20 protein-coding genes are annotated in these 23,384 nt (G+C 67.2%); 8 read left to right on the top strand and 12 right to left on the bottom strand.

Annotation, left to right across the window (positions count from 1 at the left end; all coding sequences use genetic code 11):
• Window positions 1-18 precede the first annotated feature (18 nt).
• A complete protein-coding gene (gene purU / locus ACSHZY_RS10780) occupies window positions 19-903 on the bottom strand; it encodes a formyltetrahydrofolate deformylase (RefSeq protein ID WP_435168969.1) in 885 nt (294 codons plus the stop codon).
• A 104-nt stretch (window positions 904-1,007) separates the two neighbouring features.
• Here purU and ACSHZY_RS10775 point away from each other — a divergent pair, with 104 nt between their 5' ends.
• Entirely contained in the window at window positions 1,008-2,147 is a 1,140-nt protein-coding gene (locus tag ACSHZY_RS10775; protein WP_435168967.1) for a M20 family metallopeptidase, read from the top strand.
• A gap of 1 nt (window position 2,148) precedes the next feature.
• Here ACSHZY_RS10775 and ACSHZY_RS10770 read toward each other — a convergent pair whose 3' ends face one another.
• Both ACSHZY_RS10770 and ACSHZY_RS10765 read right to left on the bottom strand, forming a co-directional pair.
• On the bottom strand, window positions 2,149-3,243 hold the full coding sequence (locus ACSHZY_RS10770; RefSeq protein WP_435168965.1) for a ParB N-terminal domain-containing protein: 1,095 nt from the start codon (window positions 3,241-3,243) through the stop codon (window positions 2,149-2,151).
• A 3-nt stretch (window positions 3,244-3,246) separates the two neighbouring features.
• Complete coding sequence (locus tag ACSHZY_RS10765; RefSeq protein WP_435168963.1) at window positions 3,247-4,647, bottom strand: AAA family ATPase; 1,401 nt, start codon at window positions 4,645-4,647, stop codon at window positions 3,247-3,249.
• 553 nt (window positions 4,648-5,200) lie between these two features.
• Between ACSHZY_RS10765 and ACSHZY_RS10760 the strand changes: the two genes are divergently transcribed.
• Window positions 5,201-6,379, top strand: coding sequence for a replication initiation protein (locus tag ACSHZY_RS10760; RefSeq protein WP_435168961.1), 1,179 nt, complete (start codon window positions 5,201-5,203; stop codon window positions 6,377-6,379).
• Window positions 6,380-6,486: 107 nt separating this feature from the next.
• Here the strand turns inward: ACSHZY_RS10760 and ACSHZY_RS10755 are convergent, their stop codons facing one another.
• The 3 genes from ACSHZY_RS10755 to ACSHZY_RS10745 form a co-directional block, all read right to left on the bottom strand.
• Window positions 6,487-7,938 carry a phospholipase D-like domain-containing protein gene (locus ACSHZY_RS10755; protein ID WP_435168959.1) on the bottom strand — a complete coding sequence of 484 codons (1,452 nt, stop codon included), beginning with the start codon at window positions 7,936-7,938 and terminating at the stop codon, window positions 6,487-6,489.
• Between the two features lie 75 nt (window positions 7,939-8,013).
• Window positions 8,014-9,957, bottom strand: coding sequence for an AI-2E family transporter (locus tag ACSHZY_RS10750; protein ID WP_435168957.1), 1,944 nt, complete (start codon window positions 9,955-9,957; stop codon window positions 8,014-8,016).
• 76 nt (window positions 9,958-10,033) lie between these two features.
• The gene (locus ACSHZY_RS10745) at window positions 10,034-12,109 is read right to left on the bottom strand and encodes an ATP-binding protein (protein ID WP_435168955.1); all 2,076 of its coding nucleotides are present in this window, start codon (window positions 12,107-12,109) and stop codon (window positions 10,034-10,036) included.
• A gap of 177 nt (window positions 12,110-12,286) precedes the next feature.
• Here ACSHZY_RS10745 and ACSHZY_RS10740 point away from each other — a divergent pair, with 177 nt between their 5' ends.
• Together ACSHZY_RS10740 and ACSHZY_RS10735 are read left to right on the top strand one after the other, a co-directional pair.
• Window positions 12,287-13,378, top strand: a complete 1,092-nt coding sequence (locus tag ACSHZY_RS10740; protein ID WP_435168953.1) for a PAS domain-containing protein — start codon at window positions 12,287-12,289, stop codon at window positions 13,376-13,378.
• On the top strand, window positions 13,375-13,827 hold the full coding sequence (locus tag ACSHZY_RS10735; RefSeq protein ID WP_435168951.1) for a response regulator: 453 nt from the start codon (window positions 13,375-13,377) through the stop codon (window positions 13,825-13,827). Before ACSHZY_RS10740 ends, ACSHZY_RS10735 begins: the two co-directional genes overlap by 4 nt.
• A 3-nt stretch (window positions 13,828-13,830) precedes the next feature.
• On the opposite strand, the gene ACSHZY_RS10730 is transcribed toward ACSHZY_RS10735, so the two are convergent.
• The 3 genes from ACSHZY_RS10730 to ACSHZY_RS10720 all read right to left on the bottom strand — a co-directional run bounded on the left by ACSHZY_RS10730 (window position 13,831) and on the right by ACSHZY_RS10720 (window position 17,892).
• Window positions 13,831-15,945, bottom strand: coding sequence for a histidine kinase dimerization/phosphoacceptor domain -containing protein (locus tag ACSHZY_RS10730; protein ID WP_435168949.1), 2,115 nt, complete (start codon window positions 15,943-15,945; stop codon window positions 13,831-13,833).
• An 84-nt stretch (window positions 15,946-16,029) separates the two neighbouring features.
• Window positions 16,030-16,629: a uracil-DNA glycosylase family protein gene (locus ACSHZY_RS10725; protein ID WP_435168947.1), complete on the bottom strand. Its 600-nt coding sequence runs from the start codon at window positions 16,627-16,629 to the stop codon at window positions 16,030-16,032.
• Between the two features lie 42 nt (window positions 16,630-16,671).
• Complete coding sequence (locus ACSHZY_RS10720; RefSeq protein WP_435168946.1) at window positions 16,672-17,892, bottom strand: HAD family hydrolase; 1,221 nt, start codon at window positions 17,890-17,892, stop codon at window positions 16,672-16,674.
• A 291-nt stretch (window positions 17,893-18,183) separates the two neighbouring features.
• On the opposite strand from ACSHZY_RS10720, the gene ACSHZY_RS10715 reads away from it, so the two are divergent.
• The gene (locus ACSHZY_RS10715; RefSeq protein WP_271973045.1) at window positions 18,184-18,390 is read left to right on the top strand and encodes a cold-shock protein; all 207 of its coding nucleotides are present in this window, start codon (window positions 18,184-18,186) and stop codon (window positions 18,388-18,390) included.
• 55 nt (window positions 18,391-18,445) lie between these two features.
• On the opposite strand, the gene ACSHZY_RS10710 is transcribed toward ACSHZY_RS10715, so the two are convergent.
• From ACSHZY_RS10710 to ACSHZY_RS10700, 3 genes are all read right to left on the bottom strand, one after another.
• Complete coding sequence (locus tag ACSHZY_RS10710) at window positions 18,446-18,640, bottom strand: hypothetical protein (RefSeq protein WP_435168944.1); 195 nt, start codon at window positions 18,638-18,640, stop codon at window positions 18,446-18,448.
• Between the two features lie 81 nt (window positions 18,641-18,721).
• Window positions 18,722-19,618 (bottom strand): SMP-30/gluconolactonase/LRE family protein, encoded by an 897-nt coding sequence (locus ACSHZY_RS10705; RefSeq protein ID WP_435168942.1) that lies wholly within the window; start codon window positions 19,616-19,618, stop codon window positions 18,722-18,724.
• Window positions 19,619-19,689: 71 nt separating this feature from the next.
• Window positions 19,690-20,178 carry a PRC-barrel domain-containing protein gene (locus tag ACSHZY_RS10700; protein WP_435168940.1) on the bottom strand — a complete coding sequence of 163 codons (489 nt, stop codon included), beginning with the start codon at window positions 20,176-20,178 and terminating at the stop codon, window positions 19,690-19,692.
• 228 nt (window positions 20,179-20,406) lie between these two features.
• Between ACSHZY_RS10700 and ACSHZY_RS10695 the strand changes: the two genes are divergently transcribed.
• The 3 genes from ACSHZY_RS10695 to ACSHZY_RS10685 are packed head-to-tail and all read left to right on the top strand — an operon-like array spanning window position 20,407 to window position 23,376.
• Window positions 20,407-21,564: a Gfo/Idh/MocA family protein gene (locus tag ACSHZY_RS10695; protein ID WP_435168938.1), complete on the top strand. Its 1,158-nt coding sequence runs from the start codon at window positions 20,407-20,409 to the stop codon at window positions 21,562-21,564.
• Window positions 21,564-22,442 carry a carbohydrate ABC transporter permease gene (locus ACSHZY_RS10690; protein ID WP_435168936.1) on the top strand — a complete coding sequence of 293 codons (879 nt, stop codon included), beginning with the start codon at window positions 21,564-21,566 and terminating at the stop codon, window positions 22,440-22,442. The genes ACSHZY_RS10695 and ACSHZY_RS10690 overlap by 1 nt, the downstream gene beginning before the upstream one ends.
• Window positions 22,443-22,452: 10 nt before the next feature.
• Window positions 22,453-23,376, top strand: coding sequence for a carbohydrate ABC transporter permease (locus ACSHZY_RS10685; protein WP_435168934.1), 924 nt, complete (start codon window positions 22,453-22,455; stop codon window positions 23,374-23,376).
• Window positions 23,377-23,384 lie beyond the last annotated feature (8 nt).

The raw sequence follows: 23,384 nt of genomic DNA, 5'->3' as shown, positions 1-23,384 counted from the left end.
TTTATCATATAAACAGCACTACCCCATCCGCTCCGACGCGTACGACCCCGGCGAGGCCGGGAACACCACGGTCTTGTTTCCGTTCAGGAACACGCGCCGGTGGATGTGCGCGTGGATTGCCCGCGCCAGCACCGACGCCTCCACGTCCCGCCCCAGGCTCACGTAATCCTCTGCCGACTGCGCGTGCGTGATCCGCACCGTGTCCTGCTCGATGATCGGCCCCTCGTCCAGATCCGCCGTCACGTAGTGGCTCGTGGCCCCGATCAGCTTCACCCCCCGCTCGTAGGCCTGCTTGTAGGGGTTCGCCCCCTTGAACGACGGCAGGAACGAATGGTGGATGTTGATGATCCGCCCCGACATCTCGCGGCACATCTCGTCCGACAGCACCTGCATGTAGCGCGCCAGCACGATCAGCTCCGCCCCCGTCTCGCGCACGATCGCCATCTGCCGCGCCTCGGCCTCGGGCTTCGTGTCCTTCGTCACCGGGACGTGGTGGAACGGGATGTCATGGTTCACCACCAGCTTCTGATAATCAAGGTGGTTGGAGATCACCGCCACGATGTCGATCGGCAAGGCCCCGATCCGCCAGCGGTACAGCAGGTCGTTCAGGCAATGCCCGAACCGGCTCACCATCAGCACGACCTTCATCTTCTCGTCGCCCGGATGGATCGCCCACTCCATCCCGAACCCCTCCGCCACCGGCGCGAACGCCGCCTTCAGCGCTTCCAGCCCCACGCCCTCCTCGCTTACGAAGCTCACGCGCATGAAGAACCGCCCCGTGCGCGCGTCGTCGAACTGGCTCGAATCCGTGATGTTGCCACCCACCTGCGCCAAACAACCGGAAATCGCGGCCACGATGCCGCGGGCGGCCGGACAGGTGACCGTCAGAACGTAATGGGACATGGGGCCTCTCGCATGCGGAACGCCCCTCCCATACCCGCAACCGCTTGAGGCTTCCACCCTTTCCCGCCACACTCCGCCCATCCCCGACAACCCGGAGCCCGCCCATGACTCACCCCATCCAGCCGCAGGACATCGACCTTCCGGCCTTTCTCGCCGAACTCCGCACATGGGTGGACATCGAAAGCCCCACCGCCGACCGCAACGCCGTCAACGCCATGGCCGATCTCGCGCAGGCCGCCGCCACCGCCCGCGGCTTCCACACCACCCGCATCCCGACCGACGCCCAGACCGGCGACCTCCTCGTCGCCCGCTGCGGCGATCCCGACCGCGCCGCCCGGATCCTGATCCTCACCCATCTCGACACGGTCCACCCGCGCGGCACCCTGTCGGGCCCGCTGCCCTGGCGCGAAGACGGCGACCGTCTCTACGGCCCCGGCGTCTACGACATGAAATCCGGCGCCCTCATGGCGCTGCACGCCCTGACCCTCGCCGAAGGTCGCGCCGCCGCCACCATCCTTTTCATCCCCGACGAAGAAACCGGCACCCACGCCACCCGCACGCTGGTCGAGGATCACGCACGCCGCGCCCGGGCCGTCCTTGTCATGGAACCCGCGCGCGAAGGCGGCAAGATCGTCACCGGCCGCCGCGGCTCCGCCCTTTACCGCATTCGGGTGCAGGGCCGCGCCGCCCATTCAGGTACCCGTCCACAGGATGGCCGCAGCGCCATCCGCGCCGCCGCCAAACTGGTGCTGGACCTCGAATCCATGAACGACCCCGACCGCCGCATCGGCGTCAACGTGGGCGTCATCCGCGGCGGCACCACCCGCAACACCGTCCCCGCCGAATGCGTCCTTGACGTCGACGTCCGCCTCCCCGACCTCGCCGCCCAGCACGACATCATCGCGAAGATCGAGGCTCTGACCCCCTCCGATCCCGACATTTCCTTCGACATCTCCGGCGGCGTGTCCCGCCCCGCCTTCACCGCCGACGCAGGAAGTCTCGCCCTCTTCGACCGCGCCGCCCCCATCGCCGAAGCCATGGGCTACCCGCTCGTCGCCATGACCTCCGGCGGCGGCTCGGACGGCAACTTCACCGCCGCCCTCGGCATCCCCACCCTCGACGGCCTCGGCCCCGACGGCGCGGACGCCCATACCCAAACGGAACACATCTTCCCCTCCACGATCGCCCCAAGGCTGGCCATGCTCACCAACCTGCTGATAACGCTCACGGAATCGAACGCCTGACCTAGTGAGAGGGCGACAAAAGCCGCTCCAGCTCCCGCAAGGCCACGTCCACCAGCTCCGCGTCCACCCGCTCGCCCTCAAAGCGGATGAACCATCCCTTCGCGTCGCGCCCCGACCGCAACCCGAAGCCATTGGCCCCGCTCGCGCTCCGCCCCGTCTGGGGTGCCCGCGTCCGGGGCCGCCCCCCACGCGACGGGCGCACCGGCGCAGGTCCCAGATTGCCCATTGCCTCTTCCAGCACCGCCAGCTCCTCCGCCGGCGTTTCCGGCGATCCGTCGGCCAGCGCCTCGCGCAGCCGCCCTTCATGCCCTTCGCGCAAGGCGCCCGCCAGCCGCAACCCGTCCTTCTCGCGCAGCGCGTCGGGGAACAAAAGCATGTCCCCCAACTCCTCGAAGATCAGCGCAAAGGACCGGATCTTCGACCGCTTCCCCTTCGACGCCACGGGGAACAGCGCGTCCACCGCCGCCTCCACATTCGGGAACGCCCCCTGCTGCGCCGCAATCACCGCGATCCGCCCCCGCTCGAAATGCGAAAGACCTGCCCGAACCTCGTTCTCCTCCACCATCGCGGCAAAGGTCCCGCCCATGGCCTCCGGCTCCCGCAGGATGGCGCGGATCGTGTCGTATTTCGCGTCCCCCGTCAGCCCCCGCAGGTTCTGCACCGCCCGCAACCGGCGATAGCCCGACAAAAGCCCGTAACGCTCCCCCTGCCCCGCCGCCCCCGGCAAACGGAACACCTCCACCGGCAGCCGCAAGCCCTGCGCCGCGATCGAAAGCTGCAACTCCTTCATCGACTCCGGATCCAGCGCCATCCGGTCGCGCACGATGGCCTCCGCCTCCACCCGCTCCAGCGGGATCTCCAGAAGCACCAGCCCCCGTCCCTCCGCCTCGCGCAGACGCTCGGCATCGTTACGATCCCGTGCACTGGCCGCGCGCACCTCCGCATCGCGCGGATCATGGGCCCGCGCCGTGTCCGCCGCCACCTGCGCGATCGGCGCCGCCATCATCCCGCGGGGGGAGGTTTCGCGGCGAAACTCCGACTCCATCCGGGCCAGATCGTCGGCGCTCGGCGCCTCCAGCTTCATGCGCTTTGCCATGGCTTACCCCTCCTTGCCCGCCGCCGCTTCGGCCTCGGCCTCCGCCAGCTTCATGTCCCGCCACCATGTCCCAAGGATGATCTCCTTCACCTCGGCCCAGGTCCGGTCGAACGTTTCCCGCCCCCGAACATAGGTGTCGCGGTTGAAGTTCCGGTAATCCGCCTCGTAAATGCCCGACACCTGCTCCCCGGCCTGGCCGACCATGGCCGTCATCTCCTGCCGGAAGGTGGTCATGAAGTCCCCGAAATAGGCCTGCACCACATTGGCCAGATCGGTCTGCTGCGCCGGATCGAACCGGGTGATCAGCGCCCGAACCGCGTCCCACTGGAACCCGATCTCCGGCAACCCCGCCTCCCGCCGGGCCCGGTTTTCGCCTTCTTCGATCGAGGCGAAGGTCGAATAGATCATGTCGAAGAACCGCCCCGTCGAATCGAATTCGAGGAACGAGGCGCCCAGCGGCACCAGCAGGATGTCTGCCGCCGCGAGCGCGTTGATCGTGAGGTAGCCGAGGGCCGGAGGCGTATCCAGAAGAACGATGTCATACTCGTCCAGAATGCCCGCCTCGGACAAGGCGTTGCCCAGGCTGTCCCAAAGCGCCCAGCCCCGTAGCTGCATCCGCCAGACCGGAATCTGGAACTCCGCCCAGTACAGGTTCAACTGCGCCCCGATCAGGTCGATGTTCGGCCAGTGGGTGCTCTGGATCAGGTTTCGCGGCGAAACCTTCAGCGCCTCGGTCAATGTCTCGTCCAAGGGAATGAGCGACTGGCCCGCCGCCTCGCGCACGCGGTTCTCCTCCTCCACATGAAGGGCGAAGTCGCGGGCGAGGAGGGGGAACGCCGTCTGCCATTCGTCCGCCACCGTACCGCCCATGATGGAGGTCATCGACCCCTGGCTGTCGAGATCAATCACCAGCACCCGGTAGCCGTCCAGGGCCGCCGACATCGCCAGATGGGCGCAGGTGGAGCTTTTGCCGACGCCGCCCTTGAAGTTCGCCACGGCCAGGACCTTGGCGGGGAGCCCCTCGGGCCGCCAGGTCTTGTATTCGCGCCAGCCGGCGCCTTGTGTGGCGAAATGGGCGCGGAGGGCGAGAACTTCTTCGAGGCTGAACCGCTTGGCCGGACCTTCACCGACACCTTGGGGCAGAGCCGGGTTGGCCTTGAGGACGCGGCGGAGGTGGCCGGCGGCGACGGGGATCAGGTACTTGCAGATCTCCCACGTGGAGAACTTGCGGAGGCGCTTCTTGCCGTCGGGGGCGTAGCCTCGGCGGGCGAGGTCGTCACGGCCCCGCATGGCGAAGGCGGCGGCCTTGGCGAAGCGGGCGGTGTCGATCGGCTCGGCCAGACGGGCGGCGGCGGCGGCCGGATCGATGCCGAAATAGGGGGGCAGGTCGGGCTTGCCACTCATTCATGTCCCTCATGTGCGCGGTTTGCGCTGATGTTGCCAAGTTCATCGCACATTCAAAACGACTTGGGAATCATCTTGGCTGCAGGTCGTTAAAAATAAGAGGTTTCGCAGCGAAACCGACAAGGTGCTTTGCAATTCTTTCTGATCTTTAGAATCTTTGACCCTATGATTATCCATATGCGTCAACAAGTTACCGTTCATCGGGTGCCCGTTTACGGGGCTTTGGGTGCCCGTTTACGGGGCGAAGGGTGCCTGAATACGGGGGATTGGGTGCCGATTCGCGGGAAAAAGGGGTGGATCGGGGGGAAAGGTGGGGGTGTTGGGGATTTGCGGGGGCTTTACGGGGCGGGCGGGGAGGGGTGATCCTGTAAACGGATACCTTCGAGTTTGGGGTGCGGGAAGGGGCATCCTGTAAACGGGTGCCTTTCAAGGTTCCTGCGCGGGCGTTGCGGGCGGGTACCCGAACACGTAGTCTTCACTCAAAAGACGGGTGAGCGTGATTCGGGCCGGAGAAGGCCGGGCGCGTGGGTGGAGGCAGGGGTTGGACCGGACGATGGAGGACATTCCGCGGGAGCGTTTGAGCGGGGCGTTGCGGCGGGGGGCGGTGAAGAAGCATGTGGCCGCGATCCACGTGTCGGGCAAGCTGACGCTGTTGCAGCGGCGGTTGTCGAACGTGCTGCTGCTCAATGCCTATGACACGCTGATCACGCAGCCGGTGCACCGGATCGACGCACGGACGCTGTGCCTGATGATCGGCTACAACTCAAACGACATGGACACGCTGAAGGCCAGCTTGCGCGGGCTGGCCGAGACGGTGGCCGAGTGGGACATGCTGGACGAGCAGGGCCGGCAGGAATGGGGGGTGTCGAGCCTTCTGTCCTATGCCAAGCTGAAGGGGGGCGTGTGCGAATACGCCTATTCGCCGGCGCTGGCGGAAAAGCTGCACGATCCGAAGGTGTTTGCGCTGATCAACCTGAACATCCAGCGGCGGTTCACGAGCGGGCACGCGCTGGCGCTGTATGAAAACTGTTATCGCTTCGTGCGGACGGGCAGCACGGGCTGGTGGCCCCTGGACACGTTCCGTCGGCTGATGGGGGTGGCGGACAGCGAGTATTACGAGGTGTTCAAGCATCTGAACGCCAAGATCATCAAGCCGGCCGTGCTGGAGGTGAACCGCACGTCGAACATCATCGTGACGCCGGAAACGCGCAAGCTGGGGCGGACGGTGATGGACATCCGCTTTCGCATCGAGGAGAACCCGCAACTGGCGATCCTGGACCTGGATGACGGGGAAGGGGTGCGCCGGTCGGGGACCTATGAGCGGCTGCGGAAGATGGGCACCTCGGACCGGTTGGCGCGGCAGTGGATCGCGGAGCATGGCGAGGGGCATGTGGACGGGCGGCTGGATTACGTGGCGGGGCAGGAAGGCGTGCGCGATCCGGTGCGCTATCTTTCGGCCGCGTTGAAGAACGGGTTCGGCGTGGCGGCGGAGAAGCCTGTGGCCGATCCGGAAGTGTCGGCGCGGGCGCGGCGGTTGCGGCGCATCCAGGAGTTGGTGGCGGCGCGCAGCCCGACGCAGCGCGACGCCGACAAGCGGCTGTTCCTGAGCCGGCTGTCGGGCGCGCCGCGCGACGATTTCGAGAAGCACGGCTGGATGAGCGCGCTGAACGCGCCCGCCATTCTGGCCTTCTGGGAAGACCTGCATCCCGGCGTGTTCGATCCGGACGCCTGAGGTTTCGCCACGAAACCCCGCGATGTTCCTGTGCGCCGGCGTCGCGATCGACCGTCCGAATGCGGGTGACGGGGACGCGTTCGGCGGCCTTCGGGCCTGCAGACCTGTCAGTCGGGGCGGCGCAGGCGGCCGCGGAAGAGGCCGCGGCGGGTGAGGCTTTCAAAAATCTCGTCCGGGCCGTCGGGATCGAGAATCTCATTATCCGCGAGCCATTCTTCGAGGCCGTTGAGATCGGGAATCTGGTAGGGGACAAGGGAGCGGCCGGGACCGCGCAGGGCGTGGACGGCGGCGAGAAGGGAGCCGCCGGCGTCGATTTCGCGCGTGACGTCAGCGGGCGTGCAGCCGAGATGTTCGGCCATGAGGCCGAGGCGCAGGTCGCGTATCTCGGTCGTCATGGCGCCGGTGGGGTCCTGTGCGGCGTCCAGCGCCACGTCGCATTCGGAATCGAGCCGCATGGAGCGGTTGTTGAAGTTCGACGAGCCGATGCGGAGCAGGCGATCGTCCACGATCATGGTCTTGGCGTGGACGTAGATCGGGTTTTCCTTCGCGGTCACCGGGTGGAAGATGCCGAAGCGGCCATGGGGATCGTGCTTTTGCAGTGACTGGACGAGGCGGGCGCGGGCGGTGTCCATCGCGAGGGGTTCGAGCCAGCCATCGGCGCGGACGGGGTTGACGATCACCACCTCGGGGCCGTTCGGCTCTTCGAGGCGGCGGGCGAGGGCGGAAGCGATGCGGCGCGAGGCGAAATACTGGCTTTCGGCGTAGATGAAGCGTTTCGCGGCAGCGATCATGTCGAGGTAGAGACTCTCGATCTCGTGCACCGGTTCCTGGTCGTCCATCTTGGGGCGGCTGCGGGCGACGGCGATGTCGACGTCCCGCAGCATCGGGCGGATCGCTTGCGGCCAGGACGCGCGGCCGCCGGTGACGGGGGGCAGCGTTTCGTTTGTGGCGCGTTTCCAGCGGCGGCGGCAGACGTCGGCCAGCACCCTTGCGGCGTCGCCGTCGCAGATGCTGGTCGCGTCATGCCAGGGTTCCAGCTTGCGCCCCGAGGGGGTGACGCGGCCGGGTTCGTCGTCGCGGTGGTCGCGCGTGTCCCAGCGTTTCAGCGTCATGTCGATGCCGCCGCAGAAGGCCACCCGGTCGTCGATGACCAGAAGCTTCTGGTGGTGCGAACCGGCCGGCGGGTGGATGCCGTCGAAGCGGGCGGTGATGCGCTTGTGGGCCTTCCAGCGCAGGAGGTAGTAGGCGTTGTTGCCGCGCAGCCAGTTGCGCAGCATGCCGGAGTTCCACTGGAGGAGCCGGATCTCCAGCTCGGGCCGGCGGTCGGCGAGCCAGAGGATGAAGTTGCCGAGCTTCGTGGGGGCGCCGTCCTGAAGGCCCAGTGAGCCGAGGCGGATGCGGGCGTCGAAGTCCCAGCCCACCATCACGATGCTTTTTTCGGCCTGCTGCATCACGGCGCGGGCGGCGTCGAAATAATCCGCCGCGTCCACGATCACCGAGAAGTTGTCCGCGCGGGCGATCTGCCAGCAGTTGCGGGAGGGTTGGAGAAGGTCGGGCATCATGTTCCGGAAAAAGGGGTCATCCACCGAATGGGGGTTATCGGGCGGCAAGTCAACAAAGGCGGCGGGGCAGGGTTACCGCGCCATGCGGAAGGCGCCGCGCCGGATGTGGCTGTGGACGGGGGCGATGGTGCGCGGGGCCTCTTTCTTGAAGGTTTCACGCATCAGGTCCTCGAAGGACTTGACGGCGAAGTCGGCGCCGATGTCCCGGGCCTCTTGCAGCTTGGTTTCGGCGATGGTGAAGGCGTCGCCCGTGCGGGCGTCGGCGCGGTTCTGGGCGTCCTTCGGCATTTCCCAGATGGCGACGCCGACGCGCAGGTGGGGGGCCGCCTGCTTGATGCGCCGGATGTGGAGAAGGGAGGCGCGGCTTGGCGAGGGGTCCACGTAGCTGAGGATGATGCAGTTGTACTGTTCGGCCCCGATGTTGCGGAAGCGGGCGAGGGGGAGGTCGCTGTGGGGGTTGTGGGCGGCGGTGGCGCCTTCGGCCTTCATGGTCTGGGCGAGCATGAGGGCGGACACGTCGTCGAGGTCGGTGCGGCCGCCCATGCACAGGATGGAGAAGCCTTCGCCTTGCTTCACCTCCTGCTCCACCTCCTTTTCGGCATCGTCTTCGGCGATCTCGGCGAGGTCGGCGACCATGGCCTCGGCGACGAAGATCAGGCGATCCTCCTGTTCGTGGGTGAGGACGCCGCGGCGCTTGTCGTGGTGGGCGATGAGGAGGGCGGGGATGCCGATGTCGCGGTAATATTCGCCGATATACATGTCCTCCAGCGCCTCATCCGCGCGGGAGGTGGCTTCGAGGACGTCGCCGGCGAGGAGGCGCTGGTAGAGGCGGGCGTGGGGGGCGAGGACGGGTTCGTCGCCGAAGAGGATGTCGAACAGCTCGAACTGCGGGATGTGGCGGCCGAGCACGACGAGGCACACGGTGAGGGGGGTGGAGAGAATCAGGCCGAGCGGTCCCCAGAGCCAGGTCCAGAAGATGGCGGACACGATGATGGCGAGGGGGCTGACGCCGGTGCGGGAACCGTAGAGCCACGGCTCGATCACGTTGCTGGTGACGAGTTCGACGAAGCCGAAAAGGGCGAGGGTCCAGAGGATCGCGCCCCAGCCGGGGGACACGGCGAAGGCGAGGAAGAGGGGAAAGGCGGCCGAAAGGATGGAGCCGATATAGGGAACGAAGCGCAGCACGAGGGTGAGGAGGCCCCAGAGGAGCGCGTTCGGGACCCCGATGAGCCAGAGGCCGACGCCGATGGGGACGGCGTAGATGATGTTCACGGTCAGCTGGATCAGGAGGTAGCGGCCGACGCGGCGGCCGGCTTCCTGCAGCACTTGGGTGGTGCGGTGCAGGTCGTCGGAGCCCACGAGCTTGATGAAGCGGTCGCGAAGCTCGGTCCGTTCGAGGAGCATGAACACCACGACCACGATGACGAGGCCGGTGGTGGCAATGGGGCTGACCAGCGGCAGGACGAGGCTTTGCAGCATGCCGAGCAGGCCCTGATGCTCGATCACCTCCACCTGAAGGGGGGCGACGATGTTCTTGGCGACCGCGGCGGGGTCGGGGGCGGCCACCTGGGCGTTGATGGCGGCGATCATGTCGGACAGGCGGCGCAGCAGGCTGGTGTCGCTGCTGGCGTCGCGCAGGGTGGCGACCTTGGAGATGATGTTCGCCTGGAAGGTGGGCAGGTTCGTGGCGAGGGTGGTGAGCTGCGTCGCCACGATCAGCACGAAGAAGCAGACGAGCGCGAAGGCCACCGTCACCACGATGAGGACGGCGGGCAGGTTGGGGATGCCCAGCTTGCGCAGCCATGTGGCCAGCGGAGACAGCGCGAAGGTCAGGAGCATCGCGATGGCCAGCGGCAGGAAGACGCTTTGGGCGAAGTAGACGACCGCCACGACGCCCGCGATGGTGGCCAGCGTCGGCAGGCTGATGCGGCGGGCCGTGGTGGCCGATCCGTTGTACCGCATCAGGTCCGCCGGTTCGCGGCGTGACCCTGCGCTGCGCTTTGCCTCTGTTTGCATGGACGTCCCCTTCTTCGACACGGCCCAACGCGGATCACGGGCGGTTCGGTGCATGGGGAACGAAATTTTTTTGCGCCTAGGCCGTGGGGTCGAGCATCCGCTGGATCCGGTCGGACAGGGCGCCGATGTCGAAGGGTTTCGTCATGATCTCCATCCCCGGTTCGAGACGGCTTTGGCCGAGGACGGCGGTTTCGGCGTAGCCCGTCACGAACATGACCTTGAGGCCGGGGCGCAGTTCGCGCGCGGCGTCGGCCACCTGCCGTCCGTTCATGCCGTTCGGCAGGCCGACATCGGTGATGAGGAGGTCGATCGGCGTGTCGGAGCGCAGGATGGCGAGGGCCTGCGGGCCGTCGCCGGCTTCGAGCGCGGTAAGGCCCAGATCCTCCACCACGTCGGTGAGGAGCATGCGGATGATGGGTTCGTCGTCGGTGATGAGGATGGTGCGGGGGGCGGGGGCTTCGGGCGCTTCGGGGGCCGGGCGGGTCGCGGGCTGTTCGGCGGCCTGTTCGCGCGGAAGGTAGAGCTGGATGCGCGTGCCCGCGCCGGGGCGGGAGGTGATGTGGACCTGACCGTTCGACTGGCGCGCGAAGCCGTAGATCATGGACAATCCGAGGCCGGTGCCGAGGCCGAGGGGCTTGGTGGTGAAGAAGGGGTCGAAGGCCTTCTCGATCACCTCGGGGGTCATGCCGCTGCCGGTGTCGGCGACGGACAGGGCGATGTAGTCGCCGGGGGAAAGCTCGAGTTCGCCGGCTTCGGCCCCATCAAGGGTGCGGTTGTGCAGGTCGATCGCGATGCGACCGCCGTCGGGCATCGCGTCGCGGGCGTTGATGCACAGGTTGAGGAGGGCGTTTTCCAGCTGGTTCGGATCCACCAGTGTGGGCCAGAGCGCCGCGTCCGCTTGCGTGGTGACCGTGATCTGCGGGCCGACGGAGCGCTGGATCAGGTCCAGCATGTCCTGCACGAGGCGGGCGGCGTTCGTGGGCTTCGGGTCCAGCGTCTGGCGGCGGGAAAAGGCCAGAAGGCGGTGGGTGAGGGCGGCGGCACGGCGGGCCGCCGTCTGCGCGCCGGAAATGTAGCGGTCGAGATCCCCGGTGCGGTTCTGGTGGAGGCGGGACTGGATCATCTCCAGCGAGCCGGAGATGCCGGCGAGGAGGTTGTTGAAGTCATGCGCGATGCCGCCGGTGAGCTGGCCCACCGCTTCCATCTTCCGGGACTGGCGGAGGGCTTCCTCTTTCGCCATGAGTTCGGCGGTTTGTTCGGCCACGCGCTGTTCCAGCGTGTCGTTCAGGCGGCGCAGCATTTCGGTCATGCGGTGGCGTTCCGCTTCGGCGGCGCGGCGGCCTTCGATGTCGATCAGCACGCCCGAAAAGGTGAGGGGGGTGCCGTCGGGGGCAAGGTCGACGCGGCCATTGGCTTCGAGCCAGTAGTAGTGACCGTCGAGGCGGCGGGTGCGGTACTGGTGGGCGTAGCTGCCGCCGCGGGCCACGATGTCGCGGATGGCGGCGTCCAGCGGGGCACGGTCGTCGGGGTGGACGGTTTCGGTGATCTGGGCCAGCGTCAGGTTTTCGCGCGGAAGGCTGGGGTCGAGGCCGAAGGCGTTGGCGAGCGCGTCGTCCACCGTGAAGCGGTTTTCGCGCAAGTCCCAGAGCCAGGTGCCGATGATCGCGCCCGCTTCGAGCGCGAGCTGGACGCGCTGGATGTTTTCGCGGGCCAGCGCCTCGCTGGTGCGGAGGGCAGCTTCGGCGCGTTTGCGTTCGGTGATGTCGCGGAACAGCACCGACACCTGGTTCAGGCTGGCGGGTTCGAGGCGGGAAGCCGACACCTCGATATGGCGGTCGACCTCGGTGAAGGCGCGTTCGAAGCGGAGGGGCTGGCCGGTTTCCAGCACGCGGCCGTAAAGTGCCACCCATTCCGGCGCGTCGTGGGGGGCCACGTCATAGACCGTCTTGCCTACGATGTCGGGGATGCCGGTGTGGCGCTGGTAGCCGGTGTTAGATTCGACGTGGACGTAGTTGCTGAGGGGACCGGCCGGGCCGTCGATGAATTCGATGATGCAGAAGCCGTCGTCGATGGCTTCGAACAGGGCGCGGTAGCGGGCTTCGAGGGGGGCCGGTTGCCGAAGGTCGCCTGGCGGTGGAGGGATGTTCGTCACGTGAAGGGACTCGGGCGTTGGGCAGTGTCGGGAGTGATCTAGCGCGCGAGAGGGAACCTGCCAGCGTGGGGGCGGATTATGGGCGCACAGGCGGCTAACCCTGCGGAACTGGTGGGATGTTCGGGGGTTGAGGCCGATGGCGACCTGCGGCACAAGCAGGTATCACGGAGGTACGGATTGGAACAGCAGGACGATTGGAGGCTGACGGAGGCCTTGCCGCACCAGTTGGGGCGTGGCGATCCCTTTGCGGCGGCCGTGCGGGCGACCCGCATGCCCATGATCGTCACCGATCCCGCGCAGCCCGACAACCCCATCGTCTTTGCCAATGCCGCGTTTCAGCAGCTGACCGGGTATTCCCGGGAGGAGTTGATGGGGCAGAACTGCCGTCTGCTTCAGGGGCCCGAAACGAACCGGGACGCGGTGGCGCGGGTGCGGGCGGCCGTGACGGCGGGCGAGGACGTGTCGGTGGACGTGCTGAACTATCGAAAGGATGGCAGCACCTTCTGGAACGCGCTGTATATCAGCCCGGTGCGGGACGAGGATGGGACGATCCGGTATTTCTTCGCCTCGCAATTGGACATCACCAACCGGATCGACGCGCATTCGCGGATCGCGCGGCAGAAGGACCAGGTGGAGCAGGAGGTCCGGCGGCGGACGGCGGATCTGGAGGCGGCGCTGGAGGCCAAGACGCTTCTGCTGCACGAGGTGGATCACCGCGTGAAGAACAACATGACCATGATCGGGTCGATCCTGCGGTTGCAATTGCGCGAGTTGAACCCCGAGGGGGCCGGGCAGTTGCGCGCGACCATGCAGCGGATCGACGCGTTGGGGACCGTGCACCGGCGGCTGTACCAGTCCGACGACGTGACGCGGTTCGACATCGGGGCCTTTGCCGCGACGCTGGCGTCGGATTTGGCGCAGATGGCGCCGGGGGTGCGGATCCTGACGGATCTGCGGCGGGCGGAGATTCCGGTGGGCCATGCCTCGGCGCTTGGGCTGGTGGTGAACGAGCTGCTGACCCTGATCTTCCAGCGCCAGAACCGGGGCCAGTCGGCGGGGGAGGTGCGGGTGAGCGCGCACACGACGCCGTCCGCGGTGGTGCTGACGCTGGAGGACCGGGGAGGGCGGAGCCTTTTCGACCGCGAGGATGCCGGCGCGCTGAGCCGGTCGCTGATTCAACGCCTGACAGCGCAGGCCAATGCCACGGTGACCACGGATCCGGTTGAAGACGGAGAACGGGTGACCCTGACGATCGGACGTGACGAATGACCCATGCCACACCGCCGCTTGACGTGCTGATCGTCGAGGACGAGCCGCTGATCGCCATGGACATCCAGTTCATGATCGAGGATGCGGGCCACAACGTGATCAACACGGCCGCGTCGTTGCGCGAGGTGACCGCGCTGCCCGAGGCGGCGGTGCCGGACGTCGCCTTCGTGGACATCCAGCTGGCCGAAGGGTCGAGCGGGCTGGACGTGAACACGCTGATCCAGGAGCGCTGGCCCAGCACGATCATCGTGTTCGTGACGGCCAACCCGAAGAAGATCCCCGAGGATTTCGGCGGGGCGCATGGCGTGATCGCGAAGCCCTTTTCGTCGCACGGGTTCATGGCGGCGCTGCAATACCTGCAGGAAGGGGTGGGCGATCCGCCGCCCGTCAGCCCGCAGCCGGGCAGCTTCGTCGCCTCGCCCCGGTTTGCCGAGATGTGGAAGCACTGACGCCTAGCGGATGGGGGCGGTGACGACGGCGCGGGTGCCGGGGTGGTTGTCTTCGAGGTCGAGATGGCCGCCCAGGCGTTCGACCAGCGAAATGAGCATGCGCGAGCCGAAGCCGCTGCCTTGGACCGGGCCGTGGCGGCCGACGCCGCTGTCGGCCACGATCAGGCGGAACTGGTCCCGATGCTGTTCGAGCGCTATGCTGATCGGCCCTGTTCCGTTCGGATAGGCGTATTTGGTGGCGTTGGTGATCAGCTCGTTCACGATGAGGCCGACGCTGATCGCGCGGTCCGTGCTGATCAGGATCGGCGTGAAGCTGGTGTCGAGCTGGCGGGCCCAGGTGTCGCCGATCGTGTCCTTGAGTTCCACGCACAGATCGTCGAGGTAGCGGGCGAGGTCGAGGATTTCGACGCTGTCGTTCTGGTGAAGGCGGCGGTGGACGAGGCTGACGGCCTTGAGGCGGTTCTCGGCTTCCCCCAGCTGGCTTTTCACCTCGGGCGAGGCTTCGCGGGCCTGCATGCGCAGGAAGGCCGCGACGAGTGACAGGCTGTTCTGGACGCGGTGGTTCACTTCGCGCAGGAGGAAGTCCTTCTGGCGCAGGAGGCTTTCGTTTTCCTTCAACGTGGTCGCGATTTCGCGGTTCAGCTCGCGCAGGCGCTGGTTGTTGCGGGTGTCCAGCATGAGGCGGACGATGCGGGCGGCGGCCTCTTCCTCGGCATGGGTCCAGGGGCGGGCGCGGCCGCGCACGGTTTCGGACCAGTCCTCGAACGAGGTGCGGGGGTTGAGCTGGGCGTTCGGGTCGTGGGGGACGTCCTTGTGCGGGTTGCCGGCCCAGGTCACCGTTTGCAGGTGTTCGGCGCGGAACCACATGAGGATGATCGGCACCTCGGTCGACATGGTGACGGCGACGACGCCGCTGACGATCGAGGCGTAGAAGGCGGCTTCGGGATAGTCCTTCGACAGGTGGTGGGTGGCGTAGGTCCGCATGGCAGCCGGAAGGCGCACATGTTCGGCCAAGGACCGGATGTCGGAGGAGTCGGGGCAGTGACCCGCGGTGAAGAGGTCGAGGCCCTGAACCGCGGCAAAGCCGTCGGCGTTCAGGAGGGCGGCGACCTTGTGGCCGGAATCGGCGAAGAAGTCGGCCAGCGAGCGTTCGGAGCCGAGCGTGCCGAGGATGACGTCCTCCTGCGCGCGCAGGCGGATCCGTTCGCGGTAAAGGTCCGCATCCTCGCGCGCGTGGATCTGGCGCGACAGGATGACGGCCAGCGTCTGGCAGGCCAGGCGCGTGGTCAGCGACAGGCTGCGGGGTTCGTGATGGTGGCAGGCGACGAGGCCCCAGAGAAGCCCGTCCTTGACGATGGACACCGAGGCCGAAGCCTGGATGCCCATGTTGTGCAGATAGCGGATGTGCACGGGCGACACGCTGCGCAGGGTGGAGTCGCTGAGGTCGAGTTCCGACAGGTCCTGCGCGCCCGTGATCGGGGCGGGGGTGTAGGAGACGTCGGCGATCACGCGGACGCGGTTGCGCACATAAAGCGCGCGGGCCTGTTTCGGGATGTCCGTGGCCGGAAAGTGGTGGTTCATGAAGGACGGCGCGCCGGGGGCGAGGCTTTCGCCCACGACGACGCCCGCGTCGCCTTCGATGAAGCGGTAGATCATCACCCGGTCGTGGCCGGTCAGGGTGCGGAAGGCGTGGGCGGCCTTCTGGAACAGGTCGGGGAAGGACACGGCGCGTTCGAAGCCCGTGCCCACCTGTTCCAGCCGGTTGAGAAAGCCCGCGTCGAGCGGTTGTTCGGGACGTTGCGGCGTGCATTCGATCACGACATGGGTGCCGGAACGGAAGGCGACGGTGTCCCACGCCTCCCCCCCCAGATCAAGGACGCCGACGACGCGGAGGGTGCCGTCGAGATCGTGCAGGGAGGCGGCGAGGTCGGTGCCGAGGAACTCCGCGAGGGGGGCGTCGACGGCGCGTTCGAAGCGAGGGTCGGACAGGCCGGCGCGGGCGATGACCTGGTGGCTGGCGGCTTCGGCGACCAGCATCTGGCCGTAGGGCTGGATGGACCCGGGGATGTGGATCGGTTCGCGGTCGCAGGCTGTCAAAAGGTCCGTCTGGCCTTGCATGGCATCTCCGGTCAAGGCCAAGGGGTTGGGGTGTTCATGCCCGAATTCGAACGGATTGGCAACACTGCGACCCTTTGCCGGGGATCACGGATTCGCGGTTTGACCCGGTTCGGGGGCGAGCAGTCGGCGGACTTCTGCGCGCAGGACGGGGAGGACCTCCTCCTCGAACCAGGGGTTGCGGCGCATCCAGCCGGTGGACCTCCATGACGGGTGGGGCAGGGGGAGGACGGACGGGAAGGTGCGGCGGAAGTCGCGCACGCGGTCGGTCATGTTGCCGGGGCCGAGGGCGTGGGTTTGCGCGTGCGTGCCGACAAGGAGGGTGAGGCGGAGGCCGGTGGCCTGGCGCAGCAGGCGGTCCCGCCAGAGGGGGGCGCATTCGCGGCGGGGCGGGGCGTCGCCGCCCGCGCGTTTGCCGGGGTAGCAGAGGCCGAGGGGGAGGATCGCGAAGTTCGCGGGGTTGTGGAAGACGTCCGGCGTGACGCCGAGCCAGTCGCGCAGGCGCTGGCCCGAGGCGTCGTCGAAGGGAATGCCGGACAGGTGCGCCTTGGTACCCGGTGCCTGGCTGGCGATCAGGATGGGCGCGAGGGGGGAGATGCGGAAGATCGGGTTCGGCCCGAGCGGAAGGTCGGGGGCGCAAAGGCGGCAGGCGCGGGCTTCGCGCAGAACGGTGTCGAGGCTTTCCATGGCCGGGAGATAGGCATCGGGGACGGGCGGCGGAAGTGGCCGTCAGGCGAAGCTTTTCAGCCGGCCGAGAAGGCTTTTGGTGCGGGAAGGAGGGGCGGGTTCGCGGTTGGTGTTCGATACCACGAGGGCCACGCCGCAGCGGTTGTGGGCGGTGTCGCCCTTTGTGGGGGCGAGAGCGGTGATGCAGTCCGACAGGGTGAGGCCGTAGCGGCCGGCGACCGCGGCCAGCGCGTTGGTGCGTCCGGCGGCGGGGGGGAGGAGGTCGATGTGCCCGTCGCCTGTGGGGAGAACCTGCGCGGCGAGGCCGGCGCGGCGCAAGGCTTCGCGCGCGCGGTGGACGAGGTCGCGGCCGCCGAGGAGGCCAATCCTGTGGGGGATCTGGTCGAGGTCGTCCTGCCAGTCGGGGCTGAGGCTGGCGATGGTGGCGTGCACCGCGTCGCGGTTCCAGCTGGCCGCGAGGCGGCGGTCGTGCTCGGCGCAAAGGTGCAGGCCGGCGGTGCCGTTCAGGAAGATCTGGGTGCCGCTGTTGGCGAGGATCGCCGCCGGGGTCGGGAGGGACCAGCGGCGCAGGAGGGCCCGCGCCTCGGGGAGGGAGTGGTGGGTGGAGATTACGAGGGGGAAGGGGGCGCGGTCGGTCCAGCGGGCGAGCTGGCGGACGGAGGCGGCGGCAGCCTCCGTGTGCACGTCGTCGAGGTCGCAGACCAGAAGGCGTTGGGCGTAGGGGTGGACGGGCGGCGCGGGGTTGAGGAGCGTGTCGTAGACCGCGACGCTGTCGGCGGCGTGGCGCGTCCAGTCGGCCTTGCCCGTCAGGGCGCAAAGCTCGGGGGAGATGCGGTACGTGCGGGTGATGGCCGAAGGGTCGCGGGCGGGGATCTGGCGTTCCGCCTCGTCCCGGGTGGAAACGATGATGCCGTGGGCGAAGCGGATGGCGCGCAGTTCGGAGGCGAGGCGGCGTGGGTCGTCGCCATCGTTGGCCAGCGCGTGGGGGGTGTAGACGACGGGGATGCCGTAATGCGCGCCGACGGTCCGCGCGATGTCGGCGCCGTCGGCGAAATGGGCGTGGAGGATGTCGGGGATGGGGTTGTGGCGCAGGTGGTGGGTCAGCGCCGCGGTGAGGGCGGTCAGGTCGTCCGTGCCGGTCGGCGCGGGAAGGCGCAAGAGACGGGCGCGGGGGGCGAGCGATTCCGGAGGTGAGGGGGCGGGGTCGAAGGTGATCACGTCCACCTGCGACACGCCGGGACAGGCGGCCTGATGCAGGGCCACACCGGCGACGGGATCCAGGGGATGACCGGCCTCGGCGGGAGAGCCCGTGAACGGGGGGAGGGCCTTTCGGCATCCCCGCAGGGCAATGTGCATGATGTGCATGGCGATTCCGTCGTGCAGGTGATGCTCAATGACGAAAGGTTAAGAAAGTTCCGGAATTTTTTGCGGGATCGGCGTTTTGCGTCGGTGCGGGCCGAAAAGACGGAGGAGACGCGCGAAAATGCTAGACTTTATTTTGGATGCGCTACACCTTTCGGACTGCTCTACAGCACATGGATGCAAGGATCGACTATGGCGAACGGCACTGTTAAATGGTTCAACGACACGAAAGGCTTCGGCTTCATCGAGCCGGAAGCCGGCGGATCGGACATCTTCGTCCACATTTCCGCGGTTCAACGCGCCGGGCTGACGGGTCTGCGTGACAACCAGAAGGTCACGTATGATGTGGAAGCCGGCCGCGACGGCCGTCAAAGCGCGGTCAACATCAAGCTGGCCTGAATCTTTGCCGCATGCGGCGTTTCGTTGCATGCGGCGCCCTTTTCCGCGTCGCGCTTCAGGCGGCGTTGGTGGTGTTCCAGCCGTACTGGTCGAGGATCGCGTCGTAGATCGACGCCAGCCCTTCGTTTCGCTTCAGTTCCTGCAGGATCAGGCCCGAGATCATCAGATCCTCGGTCGTGCGTTCCAGTTCCTTCAGCCGTGCATGTTCGCGTTGCAGATCGGTGATCTTCTGCCGGATGTAGTCTTCCATGCCATTCTCCGTTGAGGTGAATGGCATGTAGGGTGGGGGCAGGCCAGCCGGGTTGCGGTCGATTGCCGCGCCCGGCGGAGGTCAGCCGTGACGGAGGCGGGCCGTGGCCGTGTGGGGCCGCCCTGCGAGGTCGGGTTCGGGCAGGGTGGGCTGGGGCAGGCCGGTGACGCCCGGCGTCAGGCGCAGAAGGCGGCCGCCGTCGCCTGAGGGTGTTTCGCGGTCGATGCTGGTGACGAACAGGGTGCGGAGGTCGGGGCCGCCGAAGGCCATCTTGCTGGGGAAGGCGACGGGGAGGGGGATTTCCCGCTCGGTGCTGCCGTCGGGGTGGAGGCGGAGGAGGCGGCCGCCGCCGACCGCGGCGATCCAGTAGAAGCCTTCGGCGTCGACGCAGCCGCCATCGGGGCGGCCATGGGCGGGATCGAGGGTGCGGAAGGTGCGGCGGTTGGAGATGTCGCCGGTGGCGGGGTCGTGATCGAAGGTCCAGATGGTGGACACGCCGGCCCAGGAATCCGAGAGATAGATCCGCCGGTCGTCGGGGCTGAAGGCGAGGCCGTTGCCCACGTGCAGGCCGGTGACCAGCGTGGTGGCGCGGGTGCCGTCGAGGCGGTGCAGCGCAGCGGTGGGCTGGTCGGGCGGACCGGCCATGGTGGCGGCGAAGAAGCGCCCGCCACGCGAGGTGGCGCCGTCGTTCAGGCGGTTGCCGGGGCGGTCGGGTTCCACGGCGGCCAGCGGCGTCAGGTGGCCCGTGGCGGGGTCGAAATGGGTGAAGCCGGATTTGAGGCCGAGGATCAGGCGGCCCCCATCGGTCAAGGCGAGGCAGCCGACGGGCTCGTCCAGTTGCCAGAGCTGGAAGGTGTCGCCCCGGAGGCGCTGGACGGTGTGGCCGTCGATATCCACCCACCAGAGGCTTTGGGTGGTCTGGCACCAGAGGGGGCTTTCGCCCACGGCGGCGCGATGCGGATGCGCGATGTCGATCATGATCCCCCCTCCCAAGGGTGTGGACAGATCACACCGGATGGGAGCGGGGCGCAAGGCGAGCCGTGTCGGGATCAGTGTTCGTGTTCGGGCAGTGCCTCGATCTCGTCCTTCGACATGGGGAGGTAGGCGCGCACTTCCTCGCCCTCGTGCGCCTGGACGAGTTCGACCTGGTCCATGGGAAGGGCGACCGTCTTGCCGCCGACGCCCATGACGCCGCCGATGGTCATCACCACGTCCTGCACCTGACCGTCGGCGTTCATCACGAGGTCGGAGATGGAGCCGACCTTTTCTTCGTCCTGCGCGTAGACGCCGGCGCCTTCGATGCGTTCGGCGGTGACGGGATCGGTGAAGGCGCGTCCGAAGCCTTCATGGGTGGAGCGGTTGGTCAGCGGTTCGGTTTCGAGGTCCGGATCGGCGTCGTTGGGGGAAGCGGTTCCGGGCACGGTCTGCACATCCTCGGGCGTGGGGTTGGACGGGGCGTTCGGGGCGTCCGGGGCCTGCGCGAGGGAAACGGTGGCGGCGCTGGCGAAAAGAAGGCCGAGGAGGGTCGTTTTCAACATGGGTGTTCCTTTGATGTCGGTGGACATGCCATGAAGGAACGGGGGGAACGGCGGCAGGGTTCCGAGACGGGTGGGACGGGCGGACCGCGTGTTCGCCCGCCGCCCGCGTTTTCGGCATCCGCATGAAAACGAATTACATCCCGCGGCGCGATCTGTAGAAAATGATTGACCGGGCGGGGGATGCCCGCCAATCTCAGGAAAAATAATTACGACAGGGGAGTGCCGGACATGAAGGTCGGCATCATCGGGCTGGGTCTCCGGCTCGGCTATCTGGGGCATGTCTTTCACGAGATGGACCCGGAGTTCCGCATCACGGGCTATGTCGATCCCGATCCGGTCGGGCTGGCCACGCTGACGGCGAAGGGGATCGAGGCGGGCGTGCGATATGGGACGCCGGAGGAACTGATCCGGGCCGGTGGGTTTGACCTGCTGATGATCGGATCGCCCAACCACATGCATCTGGACCACATCCGGCTGGGCCTGCGGGCCGGGGTGAAGGTGTTTTCGGAAAAGCCGCTGGTGGCGGATCTGGAGCAGACCTACGCCCTCGCCTCGCTTCTGGGGGAATACGGGGCGGACCGGCTGCTGGTGGGGTTGGTGCTGCGCTATGCGCCGCTGTACCGCGATCTGCTGGCCGCGCGGGATGCGGGGCAGCTGGGGCAGGTGGTGTCGATCGAGGCGGCCGAGCACATCTTCCCCTATCACGGCGCCTTCTTCATGCGCGACTGGCGGCGCTACGAGAAGTGGTCGGGCAGCTTCATGCTGGAAAAGTGCTGCCACGATCTGGACCTGTACAACGGCGTGGTGGGCGCGCGGCCGGAGCGGGTGGCGAGTTTCGGGGGGCGCAAGACCTTCGTGCCCGCCAACGATCCGCGGCACGACGGGGTGAACGACCTGTCCTTGTTCCACCGCAAGCCTTCGGGCTGGAACGGCAGCGACCGGGTGTTCGACAGCGACGGCGACATCATCGACTGGCAGGTGGCGATCGTGGAATACGCCAACGGGGTGGGGATGAACTTCCACACGAATCTGAACGCGCCGGACCAGTTCCGTCGCTTTGCGATCTTCGGGACGAAGGGGCAGGCGGAGGGGGATTTCATCCGCGGGAACTTTGCCGTGCATGACGTGCTGAGCGAGCGGCGGGTGGTGGAGAAGACCTATGAGATGACGGCCCTGTCGCAGCATTACGGCGCGGACGAGCGCATGGCGGCCGAGGTGGTGGCGCATGTGATGGCGGGCGGACCGCTGCCGGTGTCGCCCCTGGACGCGCTGGAGGCGGGGGTGTTGGCCTTGTCCATGGACGAGGCGCGGCGGTCGCGGCAGGTGGTGGACCTGCGTCCCGTCTGGGACCGCTATGACGCGGCGCTTTTGCGCAAGGCAGCCTGATGGGACAGGCGCGCGCGGCACGGCTGTTCGCCTTCGTGCTCCTGGCGCCGGCGATCCTGTATGTGCTGGTCATCGTGGCCTATCCGCTGGTGGCGACGGTGCAGTTGTCGTTCACCGACGCCTCGTTGCGCAAGGTGACGAACTGGGTGGGGTGGCGGAACTACGAGCGGATCTTCGACGCGACGTTCTTCGAGGTGATCCTGCGGACCTTTGTCTGGACGTTCTTTTCGGTGCTTTTGAAGATGATCATCGGGACCTTCGGGGCGGTGCTGCTGAATTCGGCGGTGCCGGGGCGGCACGTGTTCCGCCTGCTGACCATGCCGCCGTGGATCGTGCCGATGGCGATCGGCATCTTCATGTGGGGATGGATGTACAACGGGCAGTTCGGCATGATCTCGGGCCTTCTGCAACGCTTCGGGCTGGTGGACGGGCCGGTGGCGTTCCTGGCCTATGGCAGCACGGCCTTCTGGGCCACGATCGTGACGGATGTGTGGATCGGGGTGCCGATGGTCACGATCTATTTCCTGGCGGCGATCCAGTCCATTCCGCGCGACCTGTACGAGGCGGCGTGGACCGACGGCGCGGGGCGGTGGTACCGGTTCCGGCGCATCACGCTGCCGCTGATGGCGCCCGCGATCATCACCATGTCGATGCTGTCGCTGATCGCCACCTTCAACAGTTTCGACATCATCTGGATTTTGACCCAAGGCGGGCCGAACGGGCAGACGACGACGATGATCATCGACACCTACCAGACCGCCATCGGGTCGAAGAAGTACGGCGAGGGGGCGGCGCGGGCCGTGGTGATCTGCATCTTCCTGTCGCTGTTCTGCCTTGCCTATTTCCGGGTCACGCGCCGCCTGTCGGCGGGCCATTAGGAGGGGTGCCATGACCGACGCGACCGAGCCTGTTCCCGTTCCCGTTCCCGCCCCGATCCCCCGGCGCCGCCGGCTGGACCGCGGTGGCGCGATGATCGACCGTTATCGCTGGTGGGAGGTGGTGGGCATCTATGCCGGGGTGCTGGTGTTTCTGGCCTTCATTTTGGCCCCGTTCGTCGAGGGGTTCCTGGTCAGTTTGAAGCCGCTGTCACAGCTCTTCTCCTCTCCCTACCGGTTCTGGCCGGAGAACGGGTCCTTTGCGGCTTATCGGACGATGTGGGACAGCGTGCCGGGGTTCTGGCGCTACATCTTCAACTCGTTCCTGATTTCCAGCGTGGTGACGGTGGTGGTGCTGTCGCTGGTGGTGCCGGCCGCCTATGCCTTTGCGCGGTTCGAGTTCAAGGGCATGGGGCTGATCCTGGGCGGGTTCCTGGCGGTGAACATGTTTTCGGGGGCGGTGCTGCTGATCCCGCTGTTCCGGCTGATGCGGACGCTGGGCGTGCTGAACACCTACTGGGCGATGATCGTGCCGGGGGTGGCGTTCCTTATCCCCTCGGCGATCTGGCTGCTGCGCACCTACATGATGCGCATCCCGAGGGAGCTGAACGAGGCGGCCTACATGGACGGGGCGTCGCAGCTTTACACCCTGCGGCGGGTGATCCTGCCCATCGCGCGGCCGGGGATCATCGTGGTGGCGATCACCACCTTCATCGGGGCCTATGCCCAGCAGTTCATCTTCGCGCTGACCTTCAATTCGAAGACGGAATACATGCCGCTGCCGGTGGGCCTGTTCGCCTATTTCGGCAAGCAGGAGGTGGTCTGGAACGAGCTGATGGCCGCGTCCTTTGTCGGCATCGCGCCGGCGCTGGTCATCATCTTCATCCTTCAACGATACCTTGTCGGCGGGCTGACCGCCGGTGCGGTCAAGCAATGACAACAACC

Origin of the sequence: Falsirhodobacter sp. 1013 (assembly GCF_051195255.1) — a bacterium.
Taxonomy (GTDB): Bacteria; Pseudomonadota; Alphaproteobacteria; order Rhodobacterales; family Rhodobacteraceae; genus Falsirhodobacter.
The sequence above is the reverse complement of the archived record's forward strand: the minus strand, read 5'-3'. Positions and strand labels throughout refer to the sequence as shown.